Origin of the sequence: Nocardiopsis sp. YSL2 (assembly GCF_030555055.1) — a bacterium.
GTDB lineage: Bacteria > Actinomycetota > Actinomycetes > Streptosporangiales > Streptosporangiaceae > Nocardiopsis.
Genome location: NZ_JAMOAO010000001.1, coordinates 5,606,170 through 5,625,794, shown reverse-complemented (window position 1 = coordinate 5,625,794; position 19,625 = coordinate 5,606,170). Strand labels below are relative to the sequence as shown.

18 protein-coding genes are annotated in these 19,625 nt (G+C 72.1%); 14 read left to right on the top strand and 4 right to left on the bottom strand.

Annotation, left to right across the window (positions count from 1 at the left end; translation table 11 throughout):
• Positions 1–47 precede the first annotated feature (47 nt).
• Together M1P99_RS24860 and M1P99_RS24855 are read left to right on the top strand one after the other, a co-directional pair.
• The gene (locus tag M1P99_RS24860; protein WP_304454999.1) at positions 48–1,667 is read left to right on the top strand and encodes an AMP-binding protein; all 1,620 of its coding nucleotides are present in this window, start codon (positions 48–50) and stop codon (positions 1,665–1,667) included.
• Between the two features lie 143 nt (positions 1,668–1,810).
• A complete protein-coding gene (locus tag M1P99_RS24855; RefSeq protein ID WP_304454998.1) occupies positions 1,811–2,863 on the top strand; it encodes a GNAT family N-acetyltransferase in 1,053 nt (350 codons plus the stop codon).
• Here M1P99_RS24855 and M1P99_RS24850 read toward each other — a convergent pair.
• Entirely contained in the window at positions 2,828–3,112 is a 285-nt protein-coding gene (locus M1P99_RS24850; protein WP_304454997.1) for a 4a-hydroxytetrahydrobiopterin dehydratase, read from the bottom strand. The genes M1P99_RS24855 and M1P99_RS24850 overlap by 36 nt on opposite strands.
• Positions 3,113–3,506: 394 nt before the next feature.
• Here M1P99_RS24850 and M1P99_RS24845 point away from each other — a divergent pair, with 394 nt between their 5' ends.
• From M1P99_RS24845 to M1P99_RS24820, 6 genes are all read left to right on the top strand, one after another.
• On the top strand, positions 3,507–5,879 hold the full coding sequence (locus M1P99_RS24845; RefSeq protein ID WP_304454996.1) for a nitrate- and nitrite sensing domain-containing protein: 2,373 nt from the start codon (positions 3,507–3,509) through the stop codon (positions 5,877–5,879).
• Positions 5,879–6,340 (top strand): roadblock/LC7 domain-containing protein, encoded by a 462-nt coding sequence (locus M1P99_RS24840; RefSeq protein WP_304454995.1) that lies wholly within the window; start codon positions 5,879–5,881, stop codon positions 6,338–6,340. Before M1P99_RS24845 ends, M1P99_RS24840 begins: the two co-directional genes overlap by 1 nt.
• Positions 6,337–6,699: a DUF742 domain-containing protein gene (locus tag M1P99_RS24835; RefSeq protein ID WP_304454994.1), complete on the top strand. Its 363-nt coding sequence runs from the start codon at positions 6,337–6,339 to the stop codon at positions 6,697–6,699. The genes M1P99_RS24840 and M1P99_RS24835 overlap by 4 nt, the downstream gene beginning before the upstream one ends.
• A gap of 12 nt (positions 6,700–6,711) precedes the next feature.
• Complete coding sequence (locus M1P99_RS24830) at positions 6,712–7,296, top strand: ATP/GTP-binding protein (protein ID WP_304454993.1); 585 nt, start codon at positions 6,712–6,714, stop codon at positions 7,294–7,296.
• Positions 7,297–7,582: 286 nt separating this feature from the next.
• Positions 7,583–8,938 (top strand): APC family permease, encoded by a 1,356-nt coding sequence (locus M1P99_RS24825; RefSeq protein ID WP_304454992.1) that lies wholly within the window; start codon positions 7,583–7,585, stop codon positions 8,936–8,938.
• 62 nt (positions 8,939–9,000) lie between these two features.
• On the top strand, positions 9,001–9,444 hold the full coding sequence (locus M1P99_RS24820) for a hypothetical protein (protein WP_304454991.1): 444 nt from the start codon (positions 9,001–9,003) through the stop codon (positions 9,442–9,444).
• A gap of 18 nt (positions 9,445–9,462) precedes the next feature.
• On the opposite strand, the gene M1P99_RS24815 is transcribed toward M1P99_RS24820, so the two are convergent.
• From M1P99_RS24815 to M1P99_RS24805, 3 genes are all read right to left on the bottom strand, one after another.
• Positions 9,463–10,023: a TIGR03086 family metal-binding protein gene (locus M1P99_RS24815; RefSeq protein ID WP_304454990.1), complete on the bottom strand. Its 561-nt coding sequence runs from the start codon at positions 10,021–10,023 to the stop codon at positions 9,463–9,465.
• Between the two features lie 116 nt (positions 10,024–10,139).
• Positions 10,140–11,546, bottom strand: a complete 1,407-nt coding sequence (locus M1P99_RS24810; protein WP_304454989.1) for an amidase — start codon at positions 11,544–11,546, stop codon at positions 10,140–10,142.
• Between the two features lie 147 nt (positions 11,547–11,693).
• The gene (locus M1P99_RS24805; protein WP_304454988.1) at positions 11,694–12,479 is read right to left on the bottom strand and encodes a DeoR/GlpR family DNA-binding transcription regulator; all 786 of its coding nucleotides are present in this window, start codon (positions 12,477–12,479) and stop codon (positions 11,694–11,696) included.
• A 191-nt stretch (positions 12,480–12,670) separates the two neighbouring features.
• Here M1P99_RS24805 and M1P99_RS24800 point away from each other — a divergent pair, with 191 nt between their 5' ends.
• From M1P99_RS24800 to M1P99_RS24775, 6 genes are all read left to right on the top strand, one after another.
• The gene (locus M1P99_RS24800) at positions 12,671–13,957 is read left to right on the top strand and encodes an ABC transporter substrate-binding protein (protein WP_304454987.1); all 1,287 of its coding nucleotides are present in this window, start codon (positions 12,671–12,673) and stop codon (positions 13,955–13,957) included.
• Positions 13,958–13,967: 10 nt separating this feature from the next.
• Positions 13,968–14,939, top strand: a complete 972-nt coding sequence (locus M1P99_RS24795) for a carbohydrate ABC transporter permease (protein ID WP_304454986.1) — start codon at positions 13,968–13,970, stop codon at positions 14,937–14,939.
• On the top strand, positions 14,936–15,823 hold the full coding sequence (locus M1P99_RS24790; RefSeq protein ID WP_304454985.1) for a carbohydrate ABC transporter permease: 888 nt from the start codon (positions 14,936–14,938) through the stop codon (positions 15,821–15,823). Before M1P99_RS24795 ends, M1P99_RS24790 begins: the two co-directional genes overlap by 4 nt.
• A 164-nt stretch (positions 15,824–15,987) precedes the next feature.
• A complete protein-coding gene (locus tag M1P99_RS24785) occupies positions 15,988–18,165 on the top strand; it encodes an alpha-galactosidase (RefSeq protein WP_304454984.1) in 2,178 nt (725 codons plus the stop codon).
• On the top strand, positions 18,162–18,326 hold the full coding sequence (locus M1P99_RS24780) for a hypothetical protein (RefSeq protein WP_304454983.1): 165 nt from the start codon (positions 18,162–18,164) through the stop codon (positions 18,324–18,326). Before M1P99_RS24785 ends, M1P99_RS24780 begins: the two co-directional genes overlap by 4 nt.
• 272 nt (positions 18,327–18,598) lie before the next feature.
• Positions 18,599–19,624 (top strand): aldo/keto reductase, encoded by a 1,026-nt coding sequence (locus tag M1P99_RS24775; protein WP_369696572.1) that lies wholly within the window; start codon positions 18,599–18,601, stop codon positions 19,622–19,624.
• Position 19,625 lies beyond the last annotated feature (1 nt).

Here is a 19,625-nt window from a genome sequence, read left to right as displayed (position 1 = left end):
ACACCACCCATCACCACCAAACCGACCGAAAACGAGGACCGCCACCGATGTCCGACCCGGCGCAGCTCATACGCGACTGGATCACCACCTACGACACCCCCACCACATCGGTGGCACACCTGCTCTGCGACCGCCACCACCCCGACACGACCGCCACCACCGAAATCGGCCCCACCCTCACCGCCACCACCCTCACCTACGGCGAACTCGCCGAACGCTCCCACGCCCTCGCCGCCGGCCTGCACGACCTCGGCATCACCCCCGGCGACCGCGTCGCCACCCTCATCCCCAAAGGCATCGACCTCACCATCACCGCCCTGGCCGTCTGGCGCCTGGGAGCCGTCCTCGTCCCCCTCCTCTCCTCCTTCGCCCCCTCCGCCATCGCCCAACGCCTCACCGACTCCCACACCCGCCTGGTCATCACCGACGACGAGTACCGCACCAAACTCGACCCCGGCCCCGACATGACCAGCACCCCCGCCTGGGACATCGCCACCACCGGCACCCACCCCCTACGCGAAGGCGACCACACCCTCACCACCCTCACCGGCCCCACACCCCGCACCGTCCCCGACACCACACGCACCGGCGCAGACCCCCTCGCGATCCTGTACGTGTCCACCGTCGTCGGCCCACCCCGCGGCGTCACCGTCCCCGTCCGCGCCCTGGCCGCCATGCACGCCTACCACCACTTCGGCCTCGGCGTCGAAGACGACGACGTCTACTGGAACACCGCCGACCCCGGATCCGCCTACGGCCTCTACCACGGCGTCATCTCCCCCCTCCTGGCCGGCCACGGATCCCTCGCACTACGCGCCGGATTCTTCGACCCCGAACTCACCCTCGACGTCCTGGGCATGTACGGCGTCACCAACCTCGCCGCCGACCCCACCACCTACCGCACCCTGCGCGCCGCCACCAAGACCCTGCCCCCCGAGGTCATCGTCCAACGCCTCTCCAGCGCCGGAGAGATCCTCGGCCAGGACGTCATCGACTGGGCCACCGACATCTTCGGCGTCCCCGTACGCGACCACTACGGCCAGACCGAACTCGGCTGGTGCGCCGGCATCCCCAACGGCGCCACCGACGGCACCGACACCCCGCTCGCCCCCGGATCCATCGGCCCCGCCCTCCCCGGATGGGACATCGCCATCCTGGAGGCCATCTCCGACGACCCCTCCCCGCTGGGCACCTACGGCCGCATCGCCATCGACCTCGCCAACAGCCCCCTGGCCTGGTTCCAGGGCTACATGGGCAACGAGAGCGCCTCCCAGCTGCGGTTCACCCCCGACCACGCCTACTACCTGACCGGCGACACCGGCATCCTGGACCGCCAACACCAGCTCTACTTCTCCACCCGCGACGACGGAGCCATCGTCACCCGCGGATACCGGATCGGCCCCAGCGAGGTCGAAGCCGTACTCAACACCCACCCCGCGGTCGAGGAGTGCGGGGTCTACTCCATCCCCGACGACCTCGCCGGACAACTCGTCGGCGCCCGGATCGTCCTCCACACCGACCACACCGGGTCCCCCGCCCTGGCCGAAGAACTCAAGGAGTGGGTGCGCACCCGCTTCGCCGAGCACGCCGCACCGGAGGACATCGACTTCGTACCGGAACTCCCCCGCACGGCCTCGGGCAAGATGCGCCGCGCCCGCCTGCGCTGACGACCGGAACACCCGGAGCCCGGCCCGTGCGCGGCACGCGCCCGCCCGCCGCGCCATCGCGGCACCAGCGCACTCGACCAGCGCTGGTGGGGGCCGGAAAACCCGTGGACACGCCCCGCGGCTTGCTGGCACCGTGGGGCGCCATGACGACCCCAGAGCTTCTGACAGCGGCGGACGTGGAGCTCATGCAAGGGCTCGCGCAGCGCATCACCGCCACCCGCCCGGAGCTGGTGAACAGCGATGCCTCGTACGGCGGACTGGCCTGGAACTGGGGCCGGGCGCACGCCGCCCAGGGTTCTGCGTGGCGCCGCCGACTATGGTCCCGAGGCGGGGACCTGGTGGCGTGGGGATGGGCCCAGCTGCCGCGCAGCGTCCGGCTCAGCGACGGAACGGTCAAGGAGACCACCGGCGCCTACCTGGCCTACCAGGTCCACCCCCACCACCCCGACCTGGTCGACGAGGTGATCGACTGGTACGACGCCACGGCGCCTGGCCTGGAACGCACCGTGCTGCCGAGCGCTGAGGACGGGTTCGCCCTGGAACGGTGGGCGGCGCACGGGTATGCGCCCGACCCGTCCGGGCAGGGCGACACCGGCTCCTGGACCCAGCTCAACCAGCGCGACCTCGTCCGGCTGGAGCCCGCGGTGCTGCCGGACGGATACCGGTTCCGCACCGCCGACCAGGCCGGGCCCGAGGCCGCGGTCCAGGCCCATCTCAACGCCTGGGGGCCCCGGGCGTACTCGGTCGAGGCCTACGGGAACCTCAGGCGGACCACGGGGTACCGCGGCGATCTGCACGTTCTGGTCGAGGCGCCGGACGGGACGATGGCGTCATCGGCGGTGATGTGGCTGGACGAGACGAACCGGACCGTCGAGTTCGAGCCGGTCGGGACGCACCCCGGCCACCGGCGTCTGGGCCTGGGACGGGCGGCGCTCCTGCACGGGATGCTCCTGGCCCGGGAGGCGGGGGCCGTGCAGGCGACGGTCGCCTGCCTGGGGGCGCCCGGCCACCCGGCGGCCCGCGCGTTGTACTACGGCGTCGGGTTCCGCGTGCTGTACCGGGACGTCCCCCTGCTCAAGTCCGCGACCGACGACCGGCGCAACACGATGCCCAGCGCCGGTGCGGGCCCTGGAGGGGCTGCCCTGGCGGGACCTCCCGGCTCAGGCGATGAGCTCGTCGATCCGGGCGGCCAGTGACATGTCGTTCTCGGTGATGGCCCCGACCGCGTGCGTGCACAGGGACAGCCGTACCTTGTTGTAGCGGATGTCGATGTCGGGGTGGTGTCCGACCTGTTCCGCGGCCTGGGCGATGCTGTTGACCAGTTCCATGGCGGCGACGAAGTCGGGCAGGCGCACGGTCCGGTGGATGTCGGGCTGGTCGGGGTCCCAGTGCCAGTCGGTGAGCCGGCTCATCCCGTCGCGGATCTGGTCGTCGGTGAGCTTCATGGGTCCTCTCCCCCGGCGGTGCCACTTTCGGTGCCAGTGAGTCACTGGACGGTACCCGTGTGATGGTCTTCCTGCGTCCGCCATACCCGGGTCACGGTCGGCTCTCACCCGCGCCGAGGCGGAGCCTGGTGTGTTCGGTGCGGCGAAGCCGCTCCTTGTTGTCGTAGGTGCTTTGTCAAAAGCACGCGCCACCTTTACGACGTAGATTTTGAATGTTGCCAGATCGAGAGCTTCTGCTCTGACCTGCGAAATCCCTGCGGATCGTACCCCTCGGACCCCGACCGGCACTTGCGCTCACACCCTCCGGGGCTGTTCACTCTGGGGAACTCCGGACACCCCCCTCCCCCCGGCGGGCGCCTCCCTCGTCGCCCGCCCCTCCCCCGGAAGCGAGCCCATGTCCCAGCACAAGCGTCGATCGCTGCGGGCCCGCATGATCACGCTGGTGCTCATCCCCAGCACCGCCCTGCTTGTTCTGTGGGCCGTCCTGACCACGGTGATGCTCACCGACATCCGCGAACTGCGCACCACCGCGTCGGTCACCGAGGAGATCGGCGGGCCGGTCGTGGACGTCATCAGCGAGCTCCAGCGCGAGCGCAGGGCCACCATGGCCGCCGCCAACCCCACCAACGGCAACCTGCGCGACCTGGCGGAGGCCCGGGAGCGCACCGACGAGGCCGTGGCGGTCCTGGACCGGCGGATCGCGGCCTTCGACACCGGCGACGTCCCCCGGTCGGCGCTGCGCTTCCAGAACGCCATGGCCCGGATCGACGGCCACCGCGTCCTCGTGGACGGCGTCTCCCCCTCGGAGATGGCCATGAAGGAGGGCACCGGCACCTACACCGACGTCATCGAGCACGGACTGCGCGTGTGGGACTCCCTGGTCGCACTGTCGGACCCCGAACAGGTCCCGCACCTGCGCTCCCTGACCTCGCTGATGCGCACCCGCGAACTGCTCAACCAGCAGGACGCCGTCCTGGCGCACTCGGTGGCCACCCACTCCTTCCCCGACGAGTCGCACGCCACCTTCGCCGCGGCCGCCGGCGCCCAGCAGTACGCCTGGGCGCGGGTGGGCACCGAACTCAGCGACCAGGACCGCCAGGACTACGTCGCGCTGGAGTCCTACTCGGTACTGCACACGGTCTACCTGCTGCAGGGCAGCATCGTGGGCACTCCCCTGGGCCGGGCGAACACGGTGCCGGTCAACGCCCCGACCTGGCGCGGGGCGGCCGAGGCGGTGGACATGCGGATGCGCGAGGTCGAGGAGTCGCAGATGGAGCGGGTGGTGGCCCTGGGCCACGCCCACGCGTCCTCCCTGCGGGACCAGGTGCTGCTGGTCAGCGTTCCCGCGCTGGTCGTCGCGCTGGCCTCCAGCGCGGTGGCGGTCACCGGGGCCCAGCGGGTGGGGCGCAGGCTCCAGCGGCTGCGCTCGTCGACGCTGGAGCACGCCCGGGTGCGGCTGCCCTCGGTCACGGCACGGCTGCGCCGGGGCGAGCAGGTGGACGTGGACGAGGAGGTGCCGCGGTTGAGCGGGGGCCGCACCGACGAGATCGGCGAGGTCGCCCAGGCCTTCGACACCGCCCAGCGCGCGGCGGTGGCCGCGGCCGTGGAGGAGGCGCAGGTGCGGGCGGGTGTGCGCAACATGTTCCGCAACATCGCCCGGCGCACGCAGTCCCTGGTCCACCGCCAGCTGGGGCTGCTGGACTCGCTGGAGCGCGGCGAGACCGACCCGGCGGTCCTGGAGTCGCTGTTCCGGATCGACCACTTCAGCACGCAGCTGCGGCGCAACGCCGAGAACCTGATGCTGTTGAGCGGGGACGCGCCCGTGCGGCGGGGCTGGGAGCCGGTGGGGCTGTACGAGGCCGTGCGGGCGGCCTCCAGCGAGATCGAGGACTACACCCGGGTGCGGCTGCACCGGCTGCCCGACGTGGCGCTGCGGGGCGACGTCGGGGCGGGCGCCGTGCGGTTGCTGGCCGAGCTGTTGGAGAACGCGACGCTGTTCTCCCCGCCGGGCACCGAGGTGACGGTCACGGGTGAGCGTTCGGCGGACGGCGGGGTCGTACTGCGGGTGCGTGACCGCGGGCTGGGGATGGGCGAGACGCAGGTGGAGCGGGCCAACGCGCTGCTGGCGGATGCTCCGCGCTTCGACCTGGGCCGGGTGCGCGAGGACTCGCAGCTGGGCCTGTTCGTGGTGGCCACGGTCGCGGCCCAGCACGGCCTGGAGGTGTCGCTGGAGGCTTCGGCGCAGGGCACGCTGGCGGTGGTGGTGATTCCCAGGGGTGCGCTGGCACCGGCCGAGCCGGTCGGGCCCGTGCCGGACCTGCCGCGGGTGCGTGCCGCGGAGCCGTCGGAGGCCGTGCGGTCGGGGGTGCGGGAGGGTCCGCGCGTGCCCGAGCCGGTCGGCGGTGGGCGCCCTGGCGCACCCTCCCCGGCCCCCGTGTCCTCCGAGCCCGTCGGGGACGGCGAGAGGGAGCGGGCGGTCGAGCCGGAGGCGGTGGCCGCCGCGGTGGTGGCGAGCGGAGAGGCCGACGGGGAGGCCGAGGAGACCTACATGGGCCTGCCGCGGCGCCGGCGCAGGGGCCGGGAACCGGCCACCGAGCCGGCGGCGCCGTCGGGCCGGGAGCCGGACGGGCAGCGGTCGCTGGCCGAGATCCGGTCGATGATGAGCGCGTTCCAGGCCGGGACGATGCGCGGTCGCGCGGGGTCCGAAGGTCCTGATGGAGAGGTCGGCGCGCACGGTGCGCGCCTTGGACAGGACGTGGAAGGGTGATGTCGATGTCGACGGGTGCTGCGGCGGAGGACCGGGTCGCCGACGGTGGTGAGGGTCGTTCGCCGGCCCAGACGTTGGACTGGCTGCTGAGCGACCTGGTGGAGCGGGTGGTGGGCGCGCGCCAGGCGCTGCTGCTGTCCGCGGACGGGTTGCTGCTGTCCTGTTCGCGGGGGCTGGATCGCGGGGAGGGCGAGCGCCTGGCGGCGATCGCGTCGGGGTTCGCGAGTCTGGCCCGTGGGGCCAGGGCGCAACTGGGGGCGGCCGAGGTGCGTCAGACCGTGGTGGAGATGGACAGTGTGTTCTTCTTCGTGCTGGCGGCCGGGCGGGGGGCTTCGTTGGCGTTGGTCGCGGAGTCCTCGTGCGACATGGGCCAGGCCGCGTTCGAGGTGAACCGTCTGGTGCGCCAGGTGGGTCCGCATCTGTCGGCGCTGCCGCGACGGCGGGGTGGTGGCGTGGGGTGAGCGGGGTGCCGCCCGGTGATCCGGGGGAGTCGAGTCTGATCCGGCCGTACTCGGTGACGGGTGGGCGTACGCGTCCGTCGCGGTCGGATCTGGCCCTGACCTCCCAGGTGGTGGCGGTGCCGTCGTTGGATCCGGTGGAGCTCGATCCCGAGCCCGCGCTGTTGCTGTCGCTGTGTGTTCGTCCGGTGTCGGTGGCGGAGGTGGCCTCGCGTTCGGGTTTCGCGCTGGGAGTGGTGCGGATCCTGTTGGCCGATCTGTTGGATCAGGGCTACGCGGTGGTGCACGGTTCGGAGTGGGAGAAGCGGCGTCCGGACGCCGCGACGCTGCGGTCGGTTCTGGAGCGTATTCGTGCGTTGTGAGGTGGAGTGGCGTTGGACGTGAAGGCCTCCGAGGGGGCGGGACCTGTTCCCGACACCTTGAAGATCCTGGTCGCCGGTGGTTTCGGGGCGGGCAAGACCACCCTGGTCTCGGCGGTGAGCGAGGTGGAGTCGCTGCACACCGAGGAAGTGATGACCTCCGAGAGCGTGGGCGTGGACGACCTGGCGGGGGTGGAGGGCAAGACCACGACGACGGTGGCGCTGGACTTCGGCCGGATCACGTTGGACGAGTCGACGGTGGTGTACCTGTTCGGGACGCCGGGGCAGAAGCGGTTCTCGTTCATGTGGGAGGAGTTGGCGGAGGGGGCGCTGGGCGCGGTGGTGCTGGCCGACACGCGGCGGTTGTCGGACTCCTTCGGGGCGATCGACTTCTTCGAGAGCCGCGGGGTGCCGTTCGTGGTGGCGGTCAACTGCTTCGACGGGCAGCGCACGCACCGCGGGGAGGACGTACGGGTGGCGTTGGACCTGGAGGAGCAGGTGCCGTTGCTGTTGTGTGACGCGCGCAGTCGGGAGTCGGCCAAGGAGGTGCTGGTGGAGCTGGTGGCCCTGGTGCTGCGGATGGAGTTGTCGGGGGTCTGAGTGTGTGGTGGCGGGGTCCGGCGCGGGGCGCCGGGCCCCGTTCGTGTGTGCGGACGAGGTCGGGTGCGGGGGGTGTGGGGGGTGTTCGTGTGGATGCACGAGCACCCCTTCCACAGGACAACTGATTTCATTGCGCGGCAAAGCCAGCAGGCATGATTCAGTTGTCGGTGTGATTCTTTGCGAGTGATTCACTTGCGCTTCGGGCGTGATGTCTGTCATGGTGGGCTGGTTCACATTAGCCCAAAGCCATGCAAGTGGTGATATACCTCGCAGGAAGGTCGATCTGTTGCCAAAGACGACCCCTCGGTTGGAGCGCGTCCTCAAGCTCCCGCACCTGGTGCTGTTCGGCCTGGCCTACCTCGTGCCGACGACCATCCTGACCGTCTACGGCGTGGCCACCGCCCTGTCCGGGGGCCGCCTGCCCTCCGCCGTGCTGGTCGCCCTGGTCGCCATGCTCTTCACCGCCTACTCCTACGGGCGGATGTCGCGGGTCTACACCTCGACCGGTTCGGCCTACGTCTACGCCCAGAAGTCGCTGGGACCGCGCACGGGGTTCATGGTCGGCTGGACGATGATGCTGGACTACCTGTTCCTGCCGCTGATCAACTACATCACCATCGGCCTGTACCTGAACGCCCAGTTCCCCTCCGTGCCGGACTGGGTGTGGATCATCGGCTTCCTGGGCGTGATCACCACCCTGAACGTGCGCGGTATCCAGATCGTGGCCCGGGCCAACACCTTCATCGTCGGCGCCCAGGTGGCCTTCCTGCTGCTGTTCTTCGCCCTGAGCTCCCGGCACCTGTTCGGGCAGGCCGACATCCACCCTCTGGCGCCCTTCGTCGGCACGGGACTGGAGATCCTGCCCGTCATCGCGGCCGCCGCCATCCTCACCGAGTCCTTCCTGGGCTTCGACGCGGTGACCACGCTCTCCGAGGAGGCCGAGAACCCCAGCCGGGACGTGCCGCGGGCGATCATGCTCGTGACTCTGCTGGGCGGGCTGATCTTCCTGGCCGCCTCGTGGTTCGGCCACATGGTCTTCCCCGACCACAGCCGCTTCACCGACGTGGACGCCGCCGCGCTGGACATCATGCGCGCCCTGGGCGGCGACCTGCTGGCGGCGCTGCTGACCACCGCGCTGATCATCGGCTCCTTCGGGTCCGCACTCAGCTCCCAGGCCAGCGTCTCGCGCGTGCTCTACGCCATGGGGCGCGACGGCACACTCCCCCAGCGCTTCTTCGGCCGCCTCAGCCCCCGCTTCTCCACTCCGGCGGCCAACATCGTCCTGGTCGGGGCGGTGTCCCTGGGCGCGGTGTTCCTGGACATCGAGACCGTGGCCTCCTTCATCAGCTTCGGCGCCCTGGTGGCCTTCTCCGCGGTGAACCTGTCGGTGATCTGCCACTTCGTGGTCCGCGAGCGGATGCGCACGCGACTCGACCTTGTCCGCTACGGACTCGTTCCCGGCGTCGGCCTGACACTGACGGTGTACCTGTGGACCAACCTCAGCGGTCTGGCCTTCGCCATCGGCGGCGTGTGGGCCCTGATCGGACTGGCCCAGCTCGCCTACGTCACCCAGGGGTTCCGCCAGGCCCCGCCCGAGATGGACTTCGACGAGCGCACCCTGGCCGAGCGCGTCGAGGCCTGAACCCCCGGACCACTCCCCTGGCACACCGGCGGCCCCGGAGCACGACGCTCCGGGGCCGCCGCGTGCGTGCCCGCGAAACAGACGAAGAGCCCGCAGAGGACGAGGAGGAACCCGACGCGGTTGTCGTCGGAGCGGGCGGGGGGCTGGTCGAGCAGGCCCGTGCCAAGGCCGCGGCGGCGGGCGTGGCGCCGCGGCTGCTGCACGGCGACGCCACCCGGCTCGACGAGGTGGACGCGCCCGGCCCGTTCGACCTGTTCTTCGACCTGAGCTGCCTGTGCGGCATCCCCCCGCACCGCCGCGACGCCTACGCCGGGGGGCTCACCCGCCGCGCGGCGCCCGGCGCACTACTCCTGATGTTCGGGTACGGCCCCGGCGCCTTCGACGATCCGGACGCGGGGGTGGGCTCCGAAGAGATCGCCACCAGGTTCTCCGGCTGGGAGCTGATCGACACCACCCCGGGCACCAATCCCTTCCCCACCTTCTGGTTCACCCTGCGCCGTGTCTGAGCGCCCGGCCGGGCCGTGTCAGGGCGTGCGCCCGGTCAGGGCCAGCAGGCGGTCCTGGGGCCCGGCGTCGGCCGCCACCGGCGCGGGGGCGCCGAACATCGGCCCCGGACCCAGGGGCCGGTCCCCCGCCCACTCCCGCAGCGCGGCGACCAGGGCCGCGTCGAGTTCCTCGTCCGCGCCCACGGCTCGGGCGAGGTCCCAGGCGTGCACGGTCAGGTCGAAGGTCATCTGCCACAGGTACTCCTGCCCGGGGGTGTCGCCCAGGGACAGGTGCACGGTCCGCTCCAGGGCCCCGGGGGACAGCCAGGCCAGACGGGCCTCGCGGGAGGCGACCGCCCAGGTGGCCGCGGGCGCCTCGCCGAGGTTGTCGCCCGCGAGCTCGTCGGCCAGGTCCTCCACTCGGCCGCCGGAGAGCAGGTGGGGCACCCACAGCTGCTCGGTGACCAGATGGTTCACCAGATCGTGCACGTCCCAGTCGGCGCAGGGCGTGGCCAGCGCCCAGTCGGCCGTCCCCACGGCCCTGACACGGCGGTCGAACTCGCCCATGGCGGTGGCGTGCAGGTCGGTCAGCTCCGGCATGGCTTCCCCTCGGCGGACGTCGGCGGTTGCCCGGGCAGCGTACCCGCCGCCGCGGCCGGGCCAAACGGTCCCCGGGCGCGCCTGCCGGGGCCCGGTGCCCCGCGACCTGGAGCGGCTCACACGTGGGCGGGCGGCAGCCGGTCCCGCCAGGGCAGGGCCGCTTCGAGCTGGGCCGCCACCATCAGCAGCAGGTCCTCCCGGCCGGCGGCGGCCACGAGCTGGACGCCGATGGGCAGACCGCGCGGGCTCTGGGCCAGGGGGAGGCTGATCGCGGGGTGCCCGGAGACGTTGAAGGGCGCGGTGAAGGGCCCGTAGGCCAGGATCCGGCGCAGCCAGGAGCGCACCGAGTGCCCGGGGGCGTCGTAGTCGAGGGTGCCGTGCGGTGCGGGCGGCCGTCCCAGGGTGGGGGTGACCAGGAGGTCGTGGGTGTCCAGGAAGAGGGACACGGCACGGGTGACGCGGTGCTGGGCCTGCAGGGCGCCGGCGATCTCCACGGCGGTGCACCGACCGGCCTCGGCCAGGACCTGGCGGGAGACGGACTCCAACGCGGCGGGGTCGGGGCGGTGGGGCAGCCGCAGCAGGGCCGTGCCGGTGGCCATGGCTGCCAGCACGCACCCCTCCACCACGTCCTCGGATTCCAGGACCGGGGCGTCCTCCCGCACGGTGTGCCCGATCCACTCCAGGGCGCGGGCGGTGTCCACAGCGGCCTCGGCCACACCCGGGTCCACCTCGGTCTCGGCCCAGGGCCGGGTGGTGACGGCGATGCGGAGCCGGCCGGGATCGCGGCGCACGGCCTGGGCGAAGGGGCGTTCGGGGGCCGGTGCGACGAACTTCTCGCCCAGGGGCGGGGCGCCCAGCGCGTCGAGCAGGTGGGCGGCGTCGCGCACGGTGCGGGTGAGGCCGAACTCCACCACCAGCCCGTACCCGGCCTCTCCGGCGTCGGGGCCGCAGGGGGTGCGGCCGCGGGTGGGTTTGAGGCCGACCACGCCGCAGGCGGAGGCCGGCACACGCAGGGACCCGGCACCGTCGTTGCCGTGGGCGAAGGGGACCGCTCCGGCGGCCACCAGTGCGGCCGCTCCCCCGCTGGATCCGCCGACGCCGAAGCCGGTGTCCCAGGGGTTGCGGGTGGGCCCGTGCCGTCGGGGCTCGGTGGCGAAGTTGAGCCCGAGTTCGGGCGCGGTGCTCTGGCCCAGGGCGGTGAGCCCGGCCGCGCGCAGGCGCTCCATCAGGGTGTGGTCGCGCCGGCCCACGGCGAGCAGGCCGCGGCTGCCCAGCGCGGAGGGCACGCCCCGGGCGAAGGGGCCGCTGTCCTTGATGACGAAGGGGACCCCGGCCAGGGGTCCGTGCGGGTCGTGGGCGGTCGGGGCGTCGAAGAGCGGTCCGGTGAGGGCGTTGAGGCGGGCGTCGGCGTCGGTGAGCGCGCGCCGGGCGGCCGTCTCGACCTCGGTGGTGCTGACCTGTCCCTGGCGGATCAGGGCGGCCAGGCCGACCGCGTCGTGCCGGGCGTAGTCGTGGACGTCCACCGCTGGTGCTCCTCGCCGGATCGGGGCCGCCGGGTCCCGGGTCGGGGCGGCCCCGCGCCACCGTAGTGGTGCGGCGGCGCGGCGCACCAGCGGTTTTCCGGTGGGGCTGTCGGTGTCACCGGGGTCGGCCGGTGCGGCCGGCCGCGCTCAGGCGTCCTCTCCGACGGGGGCGGCCACGACGCTGCCCACGTGTTCGTCGAGGGCCCGGCGCGCGGCGGGGTCGAGGCCGGTGTCGGTGACGAGCACGTCGCAGCGGTCGAGCGGGGCGATGGTGCTGACCCCCACGGTGCCCCACTTGGTGTGGTCGGCCGCGACCACCAGGGTGCCGGCGGCCTCGACCAGCGCGCGGTCGGTCTCGGCCTCCATGAGGTTGGGGGTGGTGAAGCCGGCCCGGACCTGCATGCCGTGCACGCCCAGGATGAGGACGTCGAGGTTGAGGCCGCGCAGGGAGGTCAGGGCGAGGGGTCCCACGAGGGCGTCGGAGGGGGTGCGGAATCCGCCGGTCAGGGCGACGGTGCGGTCCTGGCGGGGGGCGCGGTGCAGGATCTCGGCCACGCGCAGGGAGTTGGTGACCACGGTCAGCCCGGGGACCTCGCACAGGTGTTCGGCCACGGCCGCGGTGGTGGTGCCGGCGGACAGGCCCACGGCGCTGTGCGGTGCGACCAGGCCCGCGGCGGCGCGGGCGATGGCGCGCTTCTCGTCGGCCTGGCGGGTCGACTTGGCCTCGAACCCGGGTTCCTCGGTGCGCGGGCCCTGGAGGGTGACGGCGCCGCCGTGCACCTTGCGCAGGGCGCCGCGGCCCTCCAGCGCGTCGAGGTCGCGCCTGATGGTCATGTCCGACACCGCGAGGCTCTCGACGAGGTCGGCGACGCGGACGGCCCCGCTCCGCCGCAGCTGGTCGAGGATCTGTTCCTGCCGTTGGGCGGCCAGCAATTCGTCTCCCTGGGGCGCACGAAAATGTTCGAAGATGTTGGTTATAGCCTGGCATGATCCGTGCTCGTGTCAATTCGACCGTGGATGCCTGTTGGAAAAAGTTCATACCTGTTGACAACGTGGGCGTGAAGTGTGGAACATGTTGAAGATTGACGTGTGACCGCCTTCACACCTTTTCGGAGGAGCCCACGATGCACCCCAGACCTCCGGCACCACCCGGCCTCCGGCGCCGCTCCCTGCTGCGCGGACTCGCGGGCGCCGGGACCCTCGCGGCCCTGCCCGCCCTGGGCGGCTGCTCCTCCAGTGACCCGAACACCGTCACGCTGACCTCCAACCGCGCCAACGCCGCCCAGCGCGCGGCCATGCAGGACATCGTCGGCCTCTTCGAGGCGGAGTCCGGCCGCACCGTGGAGATCAACACCTTCGACTCCACGTCCTTCCAGGAGAGCGTCAACAACTACCTCCAGGGCACACCGGACGACGTCATCGCGTGGTTCGCCGGGTACCGGACGCGCTTCTTCGCCGAGCGCGGCCTGATCAGCGACGTCTCCGCCGTGTGGGAAGGGCTCGACGGCGCCTTCACCGACCAGGTCCGCGACCTGTGCTCCGCCCCCGACGGCAAGCAGTACATGGTGCCCGACTCCACCGCCCCCTGGGCGGTCTTCCACCGCAGGAGCCTGTTCGAGGAGAACGGCTACGAGGCGCCCGCCACCCGGGCGGAGTTCGTCGAACTGTGCGAGCGCATGCGCCGGGACGGCCTCGAACCGATCGCCTCGGGCGTGCGCGAGGGCTGGCCCGCCATGGGCATGTTCGACCACCTCAACCTGCGTCTGAACGGGCCCGGGTTCCACCTCGAACTCCTCGACGGCCAGCACTCCTGGGACTCCCCCGAGGTCCGCGCCGTCTTCGGCGCCTGGGCCGAACTGCTGCCCCACCACCAGGCCGACCCCCTGGGCCGGGGCATCAACGAGGCGCAGACCGCCCTGGTCCGCCGCGAGGCCGGGATGATGCTCTGCGGCATGTTCCTCACCCACGTCTTCCCCGAGGGCGAGGACCTGGACGACCTGGACTGCTTCCCCTTCCCCGAGTTCGACGCCGAGATCGGCGCCGACGCGGTCGAGGCCCCCATCGACGGGTTCATGGCCTCGGGAACCCTCCGCAACCCCGAGGGCGCCCACGCCCTGCTGGCGCACTTCGGCACACGCGAGGCCGAGGAGGTCTACACCGCGGTCGACCCCCAGGCGCTGCCCCTGCGGCTGGACGCCGACACCAGCGGCTTCAGCCCGCTGGAGGCCAAGGTCAACGACATGGTCGTCAACGCCGGGGCGCTCACCCAGTACATGGACCGCGACTCGCGCCCCGACTTCGCGTCCATCGTGATGATCCCCGCGCTCCAGCGCTTCCTGAGCCGGCCCGACGACATCGCCGACCTCACCGCCAGCATCCAGCGCCAGAAGTTGTCCATCTTCGGTCAGTGAGGAGCAAGGCATGGCCACCCCCGGCACCACCGAAGCACCCCCGTCGGCTCCGCCGACCCGCGACCGGGAACGACCGCCCCGGCGCGGCGGCACCTCGCTGCGCCACGGACGCCGCGACCGGATCTCCCTCGCCCTGATGCTGGGCGTCCCCGCGTTCCTGGTGGTCGGCCTGGTCTGGCTGCCCGCGGCCGCCACGGTCCTGCTGTCGTTCACCCGCTGGGACGGTATCGGCGGCCCGGAGACCATCGAGTGGGTCGGCACGCAGAACTACACCGACGCGTTCACCCTCTACCCCCCGTTCGGACCGGCGCTGCGCAACAACGTCGTGTGGCTGGTGTTCCTGTTCGCGGTCCCCACCGTGCTGGGCATGTTCTTCGCGGTCCTGCTCGACCGGGAACTGCGCGGCGGCCCCGTCTACCAGAGCGTCTTCTACCTGCCCGTGGTGCTGTCGCTGGCCCTGACCGGGTTCATCTGGCAGCTCATCTACTCCAGCGACCAGGGCCTGCTCAACGCCTTCCTCGCCCTGGTCTCCGACGCCCCGGCCGTGGACTGGTTCGGCGACCCCGACATCAACCTGTACGCGGTGCTGGTCGCGGCGGGGTGGAAGCACACCGGCTACATCATGCTGCTCTACCTGGCGGGCCTGAAGGCCGTCGACCCCTCGCTGCGCGAGGCGGCCGCCATCGACGGCGCCGGCTCGGTGCGCACGTTCACCAGCGTGGTCTTCCCCGCCCTGGTGCCGATCAACGTGGTCGTGGTCGTGGTGACCGTCATCGACGCACTGAGGGCCTTCGACCTGGTGTGGATCATCAACCGGGGGCGCAACGGCCTGGAACTGATCTCCGCGCTGGTGACCTCCAACGTCATCGGCGAGGCCAGCCGGGTGGGCTTCGGCTCCGCCCTGGCCGTGATCATGCTCGCGTTCTCGCTCGTCTTCATCGCCATCTACGTGTCCACCGTGCTGAGAGGGGCCCAACGGTGACCGCCACGACCCTGCCCGCGGCTCGCCGCCGCCGGATCCGCCCCGCGCGGGCCCCCCTGCACACGTTCCTCGTGATCACCGCGCTGGCGTGGTTCTTCCCCGTGCTGTGGGCGGTGATCAACTCCCTCCGCGACTACGACTACACGACCGTGCACGGCTACCTGTCCCTGGGCGGCTTCACCCTGGACAACTACGTCGACGCCTGGACCCAGGGCGAGATGCCCGTCTACTTCGCGAACTCGCTGCTCATCACGGTTCCCGCGGTGATCCTGACACTGTTCCTGTCCTCGTGCGCGGCGTTCGTGCTCAGCAACTACTCGCGCCGGTTCAACCTGGTGATGCTCGCGGTGTTCCTGGCCGCGAACCTGCTGCCGCCCCAGGCCCTGCTGGTCCCGCTGTTCCGCCTCTACACCTCCGTCCGGCTGCCGTTCTGGATCAGCGAGTCCGGCTCGCTCTACGACAGCCACATGGGAGTCGTCCTGATCCACGTGGCCTTCCAGATCGGGTTCTGCACGTTCGTGCTCAGCAACTTCATGAAGGCCATGCCCGCCTCCCTCCTGGAGGCGGCCAGGGTGGACGGGGCGAGCGTGTTCCAGCAGTACTGGAAGGTCGTGCTGCCCCTGTGCCGCCCCAGCCTGGCGGCCCTGGCCACCCTGCTGGTGACCTGGATCTACAACGACTTCTTCTGGGCGCTGGCGCTGCTGTCCAGCGGCGACAAGATGCCCATCACCACCGCGCTGCAGAACCTCCAGGGCGCCTTCTTCGTCGACTACAACCTCCTGTCGGCCGGGTCGGTCATCGTCGCCCTGCCGACGCTGATCGTGTTCTTCCTGCTCCAGCGCCACTTCGTGGCGGGACTGACCCTGGGAGCGAGCAAGGGGTGACGGTCCCCCGCCCAAGGGCGAGGGAGCGCAGAGGCCCCCGGCCCGCACGGGGCGGCCTTCCGCACCCGTCCCGGACGGACACGGCACACCACCGCACACCGCCCATTCCGCAGTACCGCCCACACCGCACAGAAGGAGCCCGGGACATCCGACCCGAACACCACATGACCCACCGCACCATCGAACTGCGGGCCGCGGGGACCGCACTGGTCCTGGCCGTGCCCGAGGCCGGGCTGCCGCACGTGCTGCACTGGGGCGCCGACCTGGCCGACACCGCGGGCCTGGCCGGGACCGCCGCACCGGCGGCCGCGAACAACGGGCTCGACGCACCGGTCCCGGTCTCGCTCCTGCCCGCCCAGGGCGAGGGCTGGCGCGGCCACCCGGGCATCTCCGGCCACCACGAGGGGCGGGCCACCTTCCCGCGCTGGACCGTCGACGAGGTCGTCGTGGACCCCCTCGACGGCGACAGCGGGCCGGACGGCCAGGCGCGGGACACGGACGGCGGCCGGGGCGGCGTCGTGACCGTCACCGCGCACACCGCCGGGCTGGACCTGCGCAGCGAGGTGCGGATGGAGGCCACCGGGCTGGTGCGCGTGCGCCACACGGTGACCAACACCGATGCCGCCGTGTGGACCCTGGGCTCCCTCCAGGCGACCATGCCCCTGCCCCGCGAGGCCGGCGAGGTGCTGGACCTGACGGGGCGCTGGTGCCGCGAACGCGCGCCCCAGCGCCAGGAGCTCACCATGGGCACCCGGCTGCGGGCCTCTCGGCGCGGCCGGACCGGGCACGACGCCCCGCTGGTGCTCACCGCCGGCAGCCCCGGGTTCGGCTTCCGGCACGGCGAGGTGTGGGGCGTGCACACCGGCTGGAGCGGCGACCACGTCCACCTGGCCGAACGCCTGCCCGAAGGCGCCGGACAGGCCGACGCCGTCCTGGCCGGCGGTGAACTCCCCCACCCCGGCGAGGTGCGGCTGGCCCGCGGCCGGAGCCACACCACCCCGTGGGTGTACTTCTCCTGGTCCGACCGGGGCTTGGACGGGATGTCCGCGCGCGTGCACCGCTGGCTGCGCTCACGGCCCGCCCACCCCTCCTCCCCGAGGCCGGTGGTGCTCAACACCTGGGAGGCCGTCTACTTCGACCACGACCCGGACACGCTCACCCGCCTGGCCGAGACCGCGGCGGCCATCGGGGTGGAGCGCTTCGTCCTGGACGACGGCTGGTTCCGGGGCCGGCGCGACGACACCGCGGGGCTGGGCGACTGGACCGTGGACACCGAGGTGTGGCCCGACGGACTGCACCCCCTGTTCGACCACGTGCGCTCCCTGGGCCTGCAGGTCGGGCTGTGGGTGGAGCCGGAGATGGTCAACCCCGACTCCGACCTCGCGCGCGCCCACCCGGACTGGTTGCTGTCCGCCGAGGGCCGCCCGCCCCCGCCCAGCCGCCACCAGCACCTGCTCGACCTGGCACGGCCAGAGGCGTTCGAGTACGTGTTCGAACACCTGGACGCACTGCTCACCGAGTACCGCCCCGACCACGTCAAGTGGGACCACAACCGCGACCTGCTCGAACCCGTGCACGCGCCCACCGGCGGGGCGGGCACCCACCACCACACCCTGGCGGTGTACGCGCTGTTGGACCGGCTGCGCGCGCGCCACCCCGAGGTGGAGATCGAGTCGTGCTCCTCCGGCGGCGGCCGGGTCGACCTGGGCATCCTGGAGCGCTCAGACCGGGTGTGGGCCTCCGACACCAACGATCCCCTGGAACGCCTGGCGGTCCAGCGCTGGACCGGCCTGCTGATCCCGCCCGAGCTCGTGGGCAGCCACGTCGGCGGGCCCCGGTCGCACACCACGGGCCGCATCGCCGACCTGTCCCTGCGCTGCCTGACGAGTCTGATGTCGCACGCGGGCCTCGAATGGGACATCACCGGGTGCGGCCCGCAGGAACTGGAGGTTCTGGCGGGGTGGATCGGCCTGTACCGGGAGCTGCGCCCGCTCCTGCACTCGGGCGACCTCGTGCACGCGGACGCGCCCGACCCCGCCGAGCAGCTCGACGGGGTGGTGGCCCCCGACGGAGGGGAGGCGGTCTTCCGCTACGCCCGCCTGACGACGTCGGCCCGCGCGGTGCCGGGCCGGGTCCGTCTGCCGGGCCTGCGGGAGGACCGGACCTACCGGCTGCGCCGACGCGAGGAGGCGGGCCCGCCCCGCACCACCCAGCAAGGGGCGCCGCCGTGGTACGGGCGCGAGGGGATCGAGGTGTCGGGGGCGGTACTGGCGCGCTCGGGGATCCAGCTGCCCAACCTCGACCCGGCCCAGGCGCTCCTGCTGCACCTGCGCGCGGTGTGAACCCGCGGGGAGACGAGGGCGCCTCGCAGGTGCGGTGTGAGGAGCCCGAGGAGTGGTTCCGCGGCCGGCACGCGACGCACGCCGCGCCGCGGGTGGTGGACTTCGTTCCGGAGCTGCCGCGTACGCCCTCGGAGAAGATGCGGCGGGCGTGGTCGCGCTGAGCCCACCCGGAGGTGCTCACGGGGATGCCGAGGTCGGGGTGGTGTCCGGCCTGTGCGGCGGCGGAGTCCTTCAGTTCGGCCGTGCGGTGGATGTCGGGGGCTTCGGTGTCCCACTTCCAGTCGGTGATCCACGCCTCGCGGATCTGGTCGCCGGTGATCTTCCTGGCGTCCTTCCCCTTCTTGGAAGTTCGTTCCTGACTGCCCGTTCCGCCATCTCCCCGATGGACACGCACTCACTTGACTTCATGTTGACATGAAGTTGCAGAGTTCTCATGGACTGCCAAGTGATCGGCAAAGGGAGAACGATGCTGGACGACACACGCCGTCGACGTCGGTTGGGCCGAGGAGGACCGGAGGTATCCCCGATCGGTCTGGGGTGTATGGGGATGAGCCATGCGTACGGACCGGCGGACCGCCGAGAGGCCCTGCGTACTCTTCGGCACGCCGTGGAGATCGGGGTGGACCTCCTCGACACGGCCGACGCCTACGGCGACGGACACAACGAGGAACTCGTCGGAGAAGCGGTGCGGCACCGTCGGGACGACGTGGTGCTCGCGACGAAGTTCGGGCTGCGCGGTGCCCCCGGCTCCCGTTCCCTGGCGATCGACACCTCACCGGAGTGGGTGGTGGCGGCCTGCGAGGCTTCGCTGCGTCGGCTAGGGGTCGACACCGTGGACCTGTACTACGTCCACCGCCGCGACCCCCGGGTACCCGTCGAGGAGACGGTCTCGGCGATGGCCGGTCTCGTCGCGGCGGGCAAGGTGCGCTGGCTCGGTATGTCAGAGGTCAGCCCGCAGACCCTGCGGGCCGCCCACGCGGTGCACCCCATCACGGCCGTGCAGGTGGAGTACTCGCTCTTCACCCGGGAAGTGGCGGAAGGCGAACTGTGGGACACGTGCCGCGAACTGGGGGTGGCCCTCGTTGCCTACTCACCGATCGGCCGGGGGTTGCTCAGCGGGGCGTACGTGTCCGGCGACGGCGATCAGCGCCGGTCCCTGCCCCGTTTCTCCGAGGAGAACCTGCCGCGCAACCTGGCACTGGCCCAGGCGGTCCGCCAGGTGGCCGCCGACATCGGCTGCACACCGGCGCAGGCCGCGCTGGCCTGGGTCCTGGCCCAGGGGGAGGACGTCGTCGCCATCCCCGGGACCCGAAGCGTCGCCCACCTCGTTGACAACGCCGACGCACGCGACATCTCGCTGACCCCGGACCAGATCGACCGGCTCTCACGGGCGGTCCCGCCGACCGGTGTCGCCGGGGAACGGTACCCCCAGCACGCGCTGGCCTGGGTGAACCGCTGAG

Coding starts and splice junctions, on each gene's coding strand:
- M1P99_RS24785 (WP_304454984.1), top strand. CDS start 15,988: ATGACCCACCGCACCATCGAACTGCGGGCCGCGGGGACCGCACTGGTC.
- M1P99_RS24860 (WP_304454999.1), top strand. CDS start 48: ATGTCCGACCCGGCGCAGCTCATACGCGACTGGATCACCACCTACGAC.
- M1P99_RS24845 (WP_304454996.1), top strand. CDS start 3,507: ATGTCCCAGCACAAGCGTCGATCGCTGCGGGCCCGCATGATCACGCTG.
- M1P99_RS24800 (WP_304454987.1), top strand. CDS start 12,671: ATGCACCCCAGACCTCCGGCACCACCCGGCCTCCGGCGCCGCTCCCTG.
- M1P99_RS24815 (WP_304454990.1), bottom strand. CDS start 10,023: ATGCCGGAGCTGACCGACCTGCACGCCACCGCCATGGGCGAGTTCGAC.
- M1P99_RS24795 (WP_304454986.1), top strand. CDS start 13,968: ATGGCCACCCCCGGCACCACCGAAGCACCCCCGTCGGCTCCGCCGACC.
- M1P99_RS24855 (WP_304454998.1), top strand. CDS start 1,811: ATGACGACCCCAGAGCTTCTGACAGCGGCGGACGTGGAGCTCATGCAA.
- M1P99_RS24775 (WP_369696572.1), top strand. CDS start 18,599: ATGGACTGCCAAGTGATCGGCAAAGGGAGAACGATGCTGGACGACACA.
- M1P99_RS24840 (WP_304454995.1), top strand. CDS start 5,879: ATGTCGATGTCGACGGGTGCTGCGGCGGAGGACCGGGTCGCCGACGGT.
- M1P99_RS24850 (WP_304454997.1), bottom strand. CDS start 3,112: ATGAAGCTCACCGACGACCAGATCCGCGACGGGATGAGCCGGCTCACC.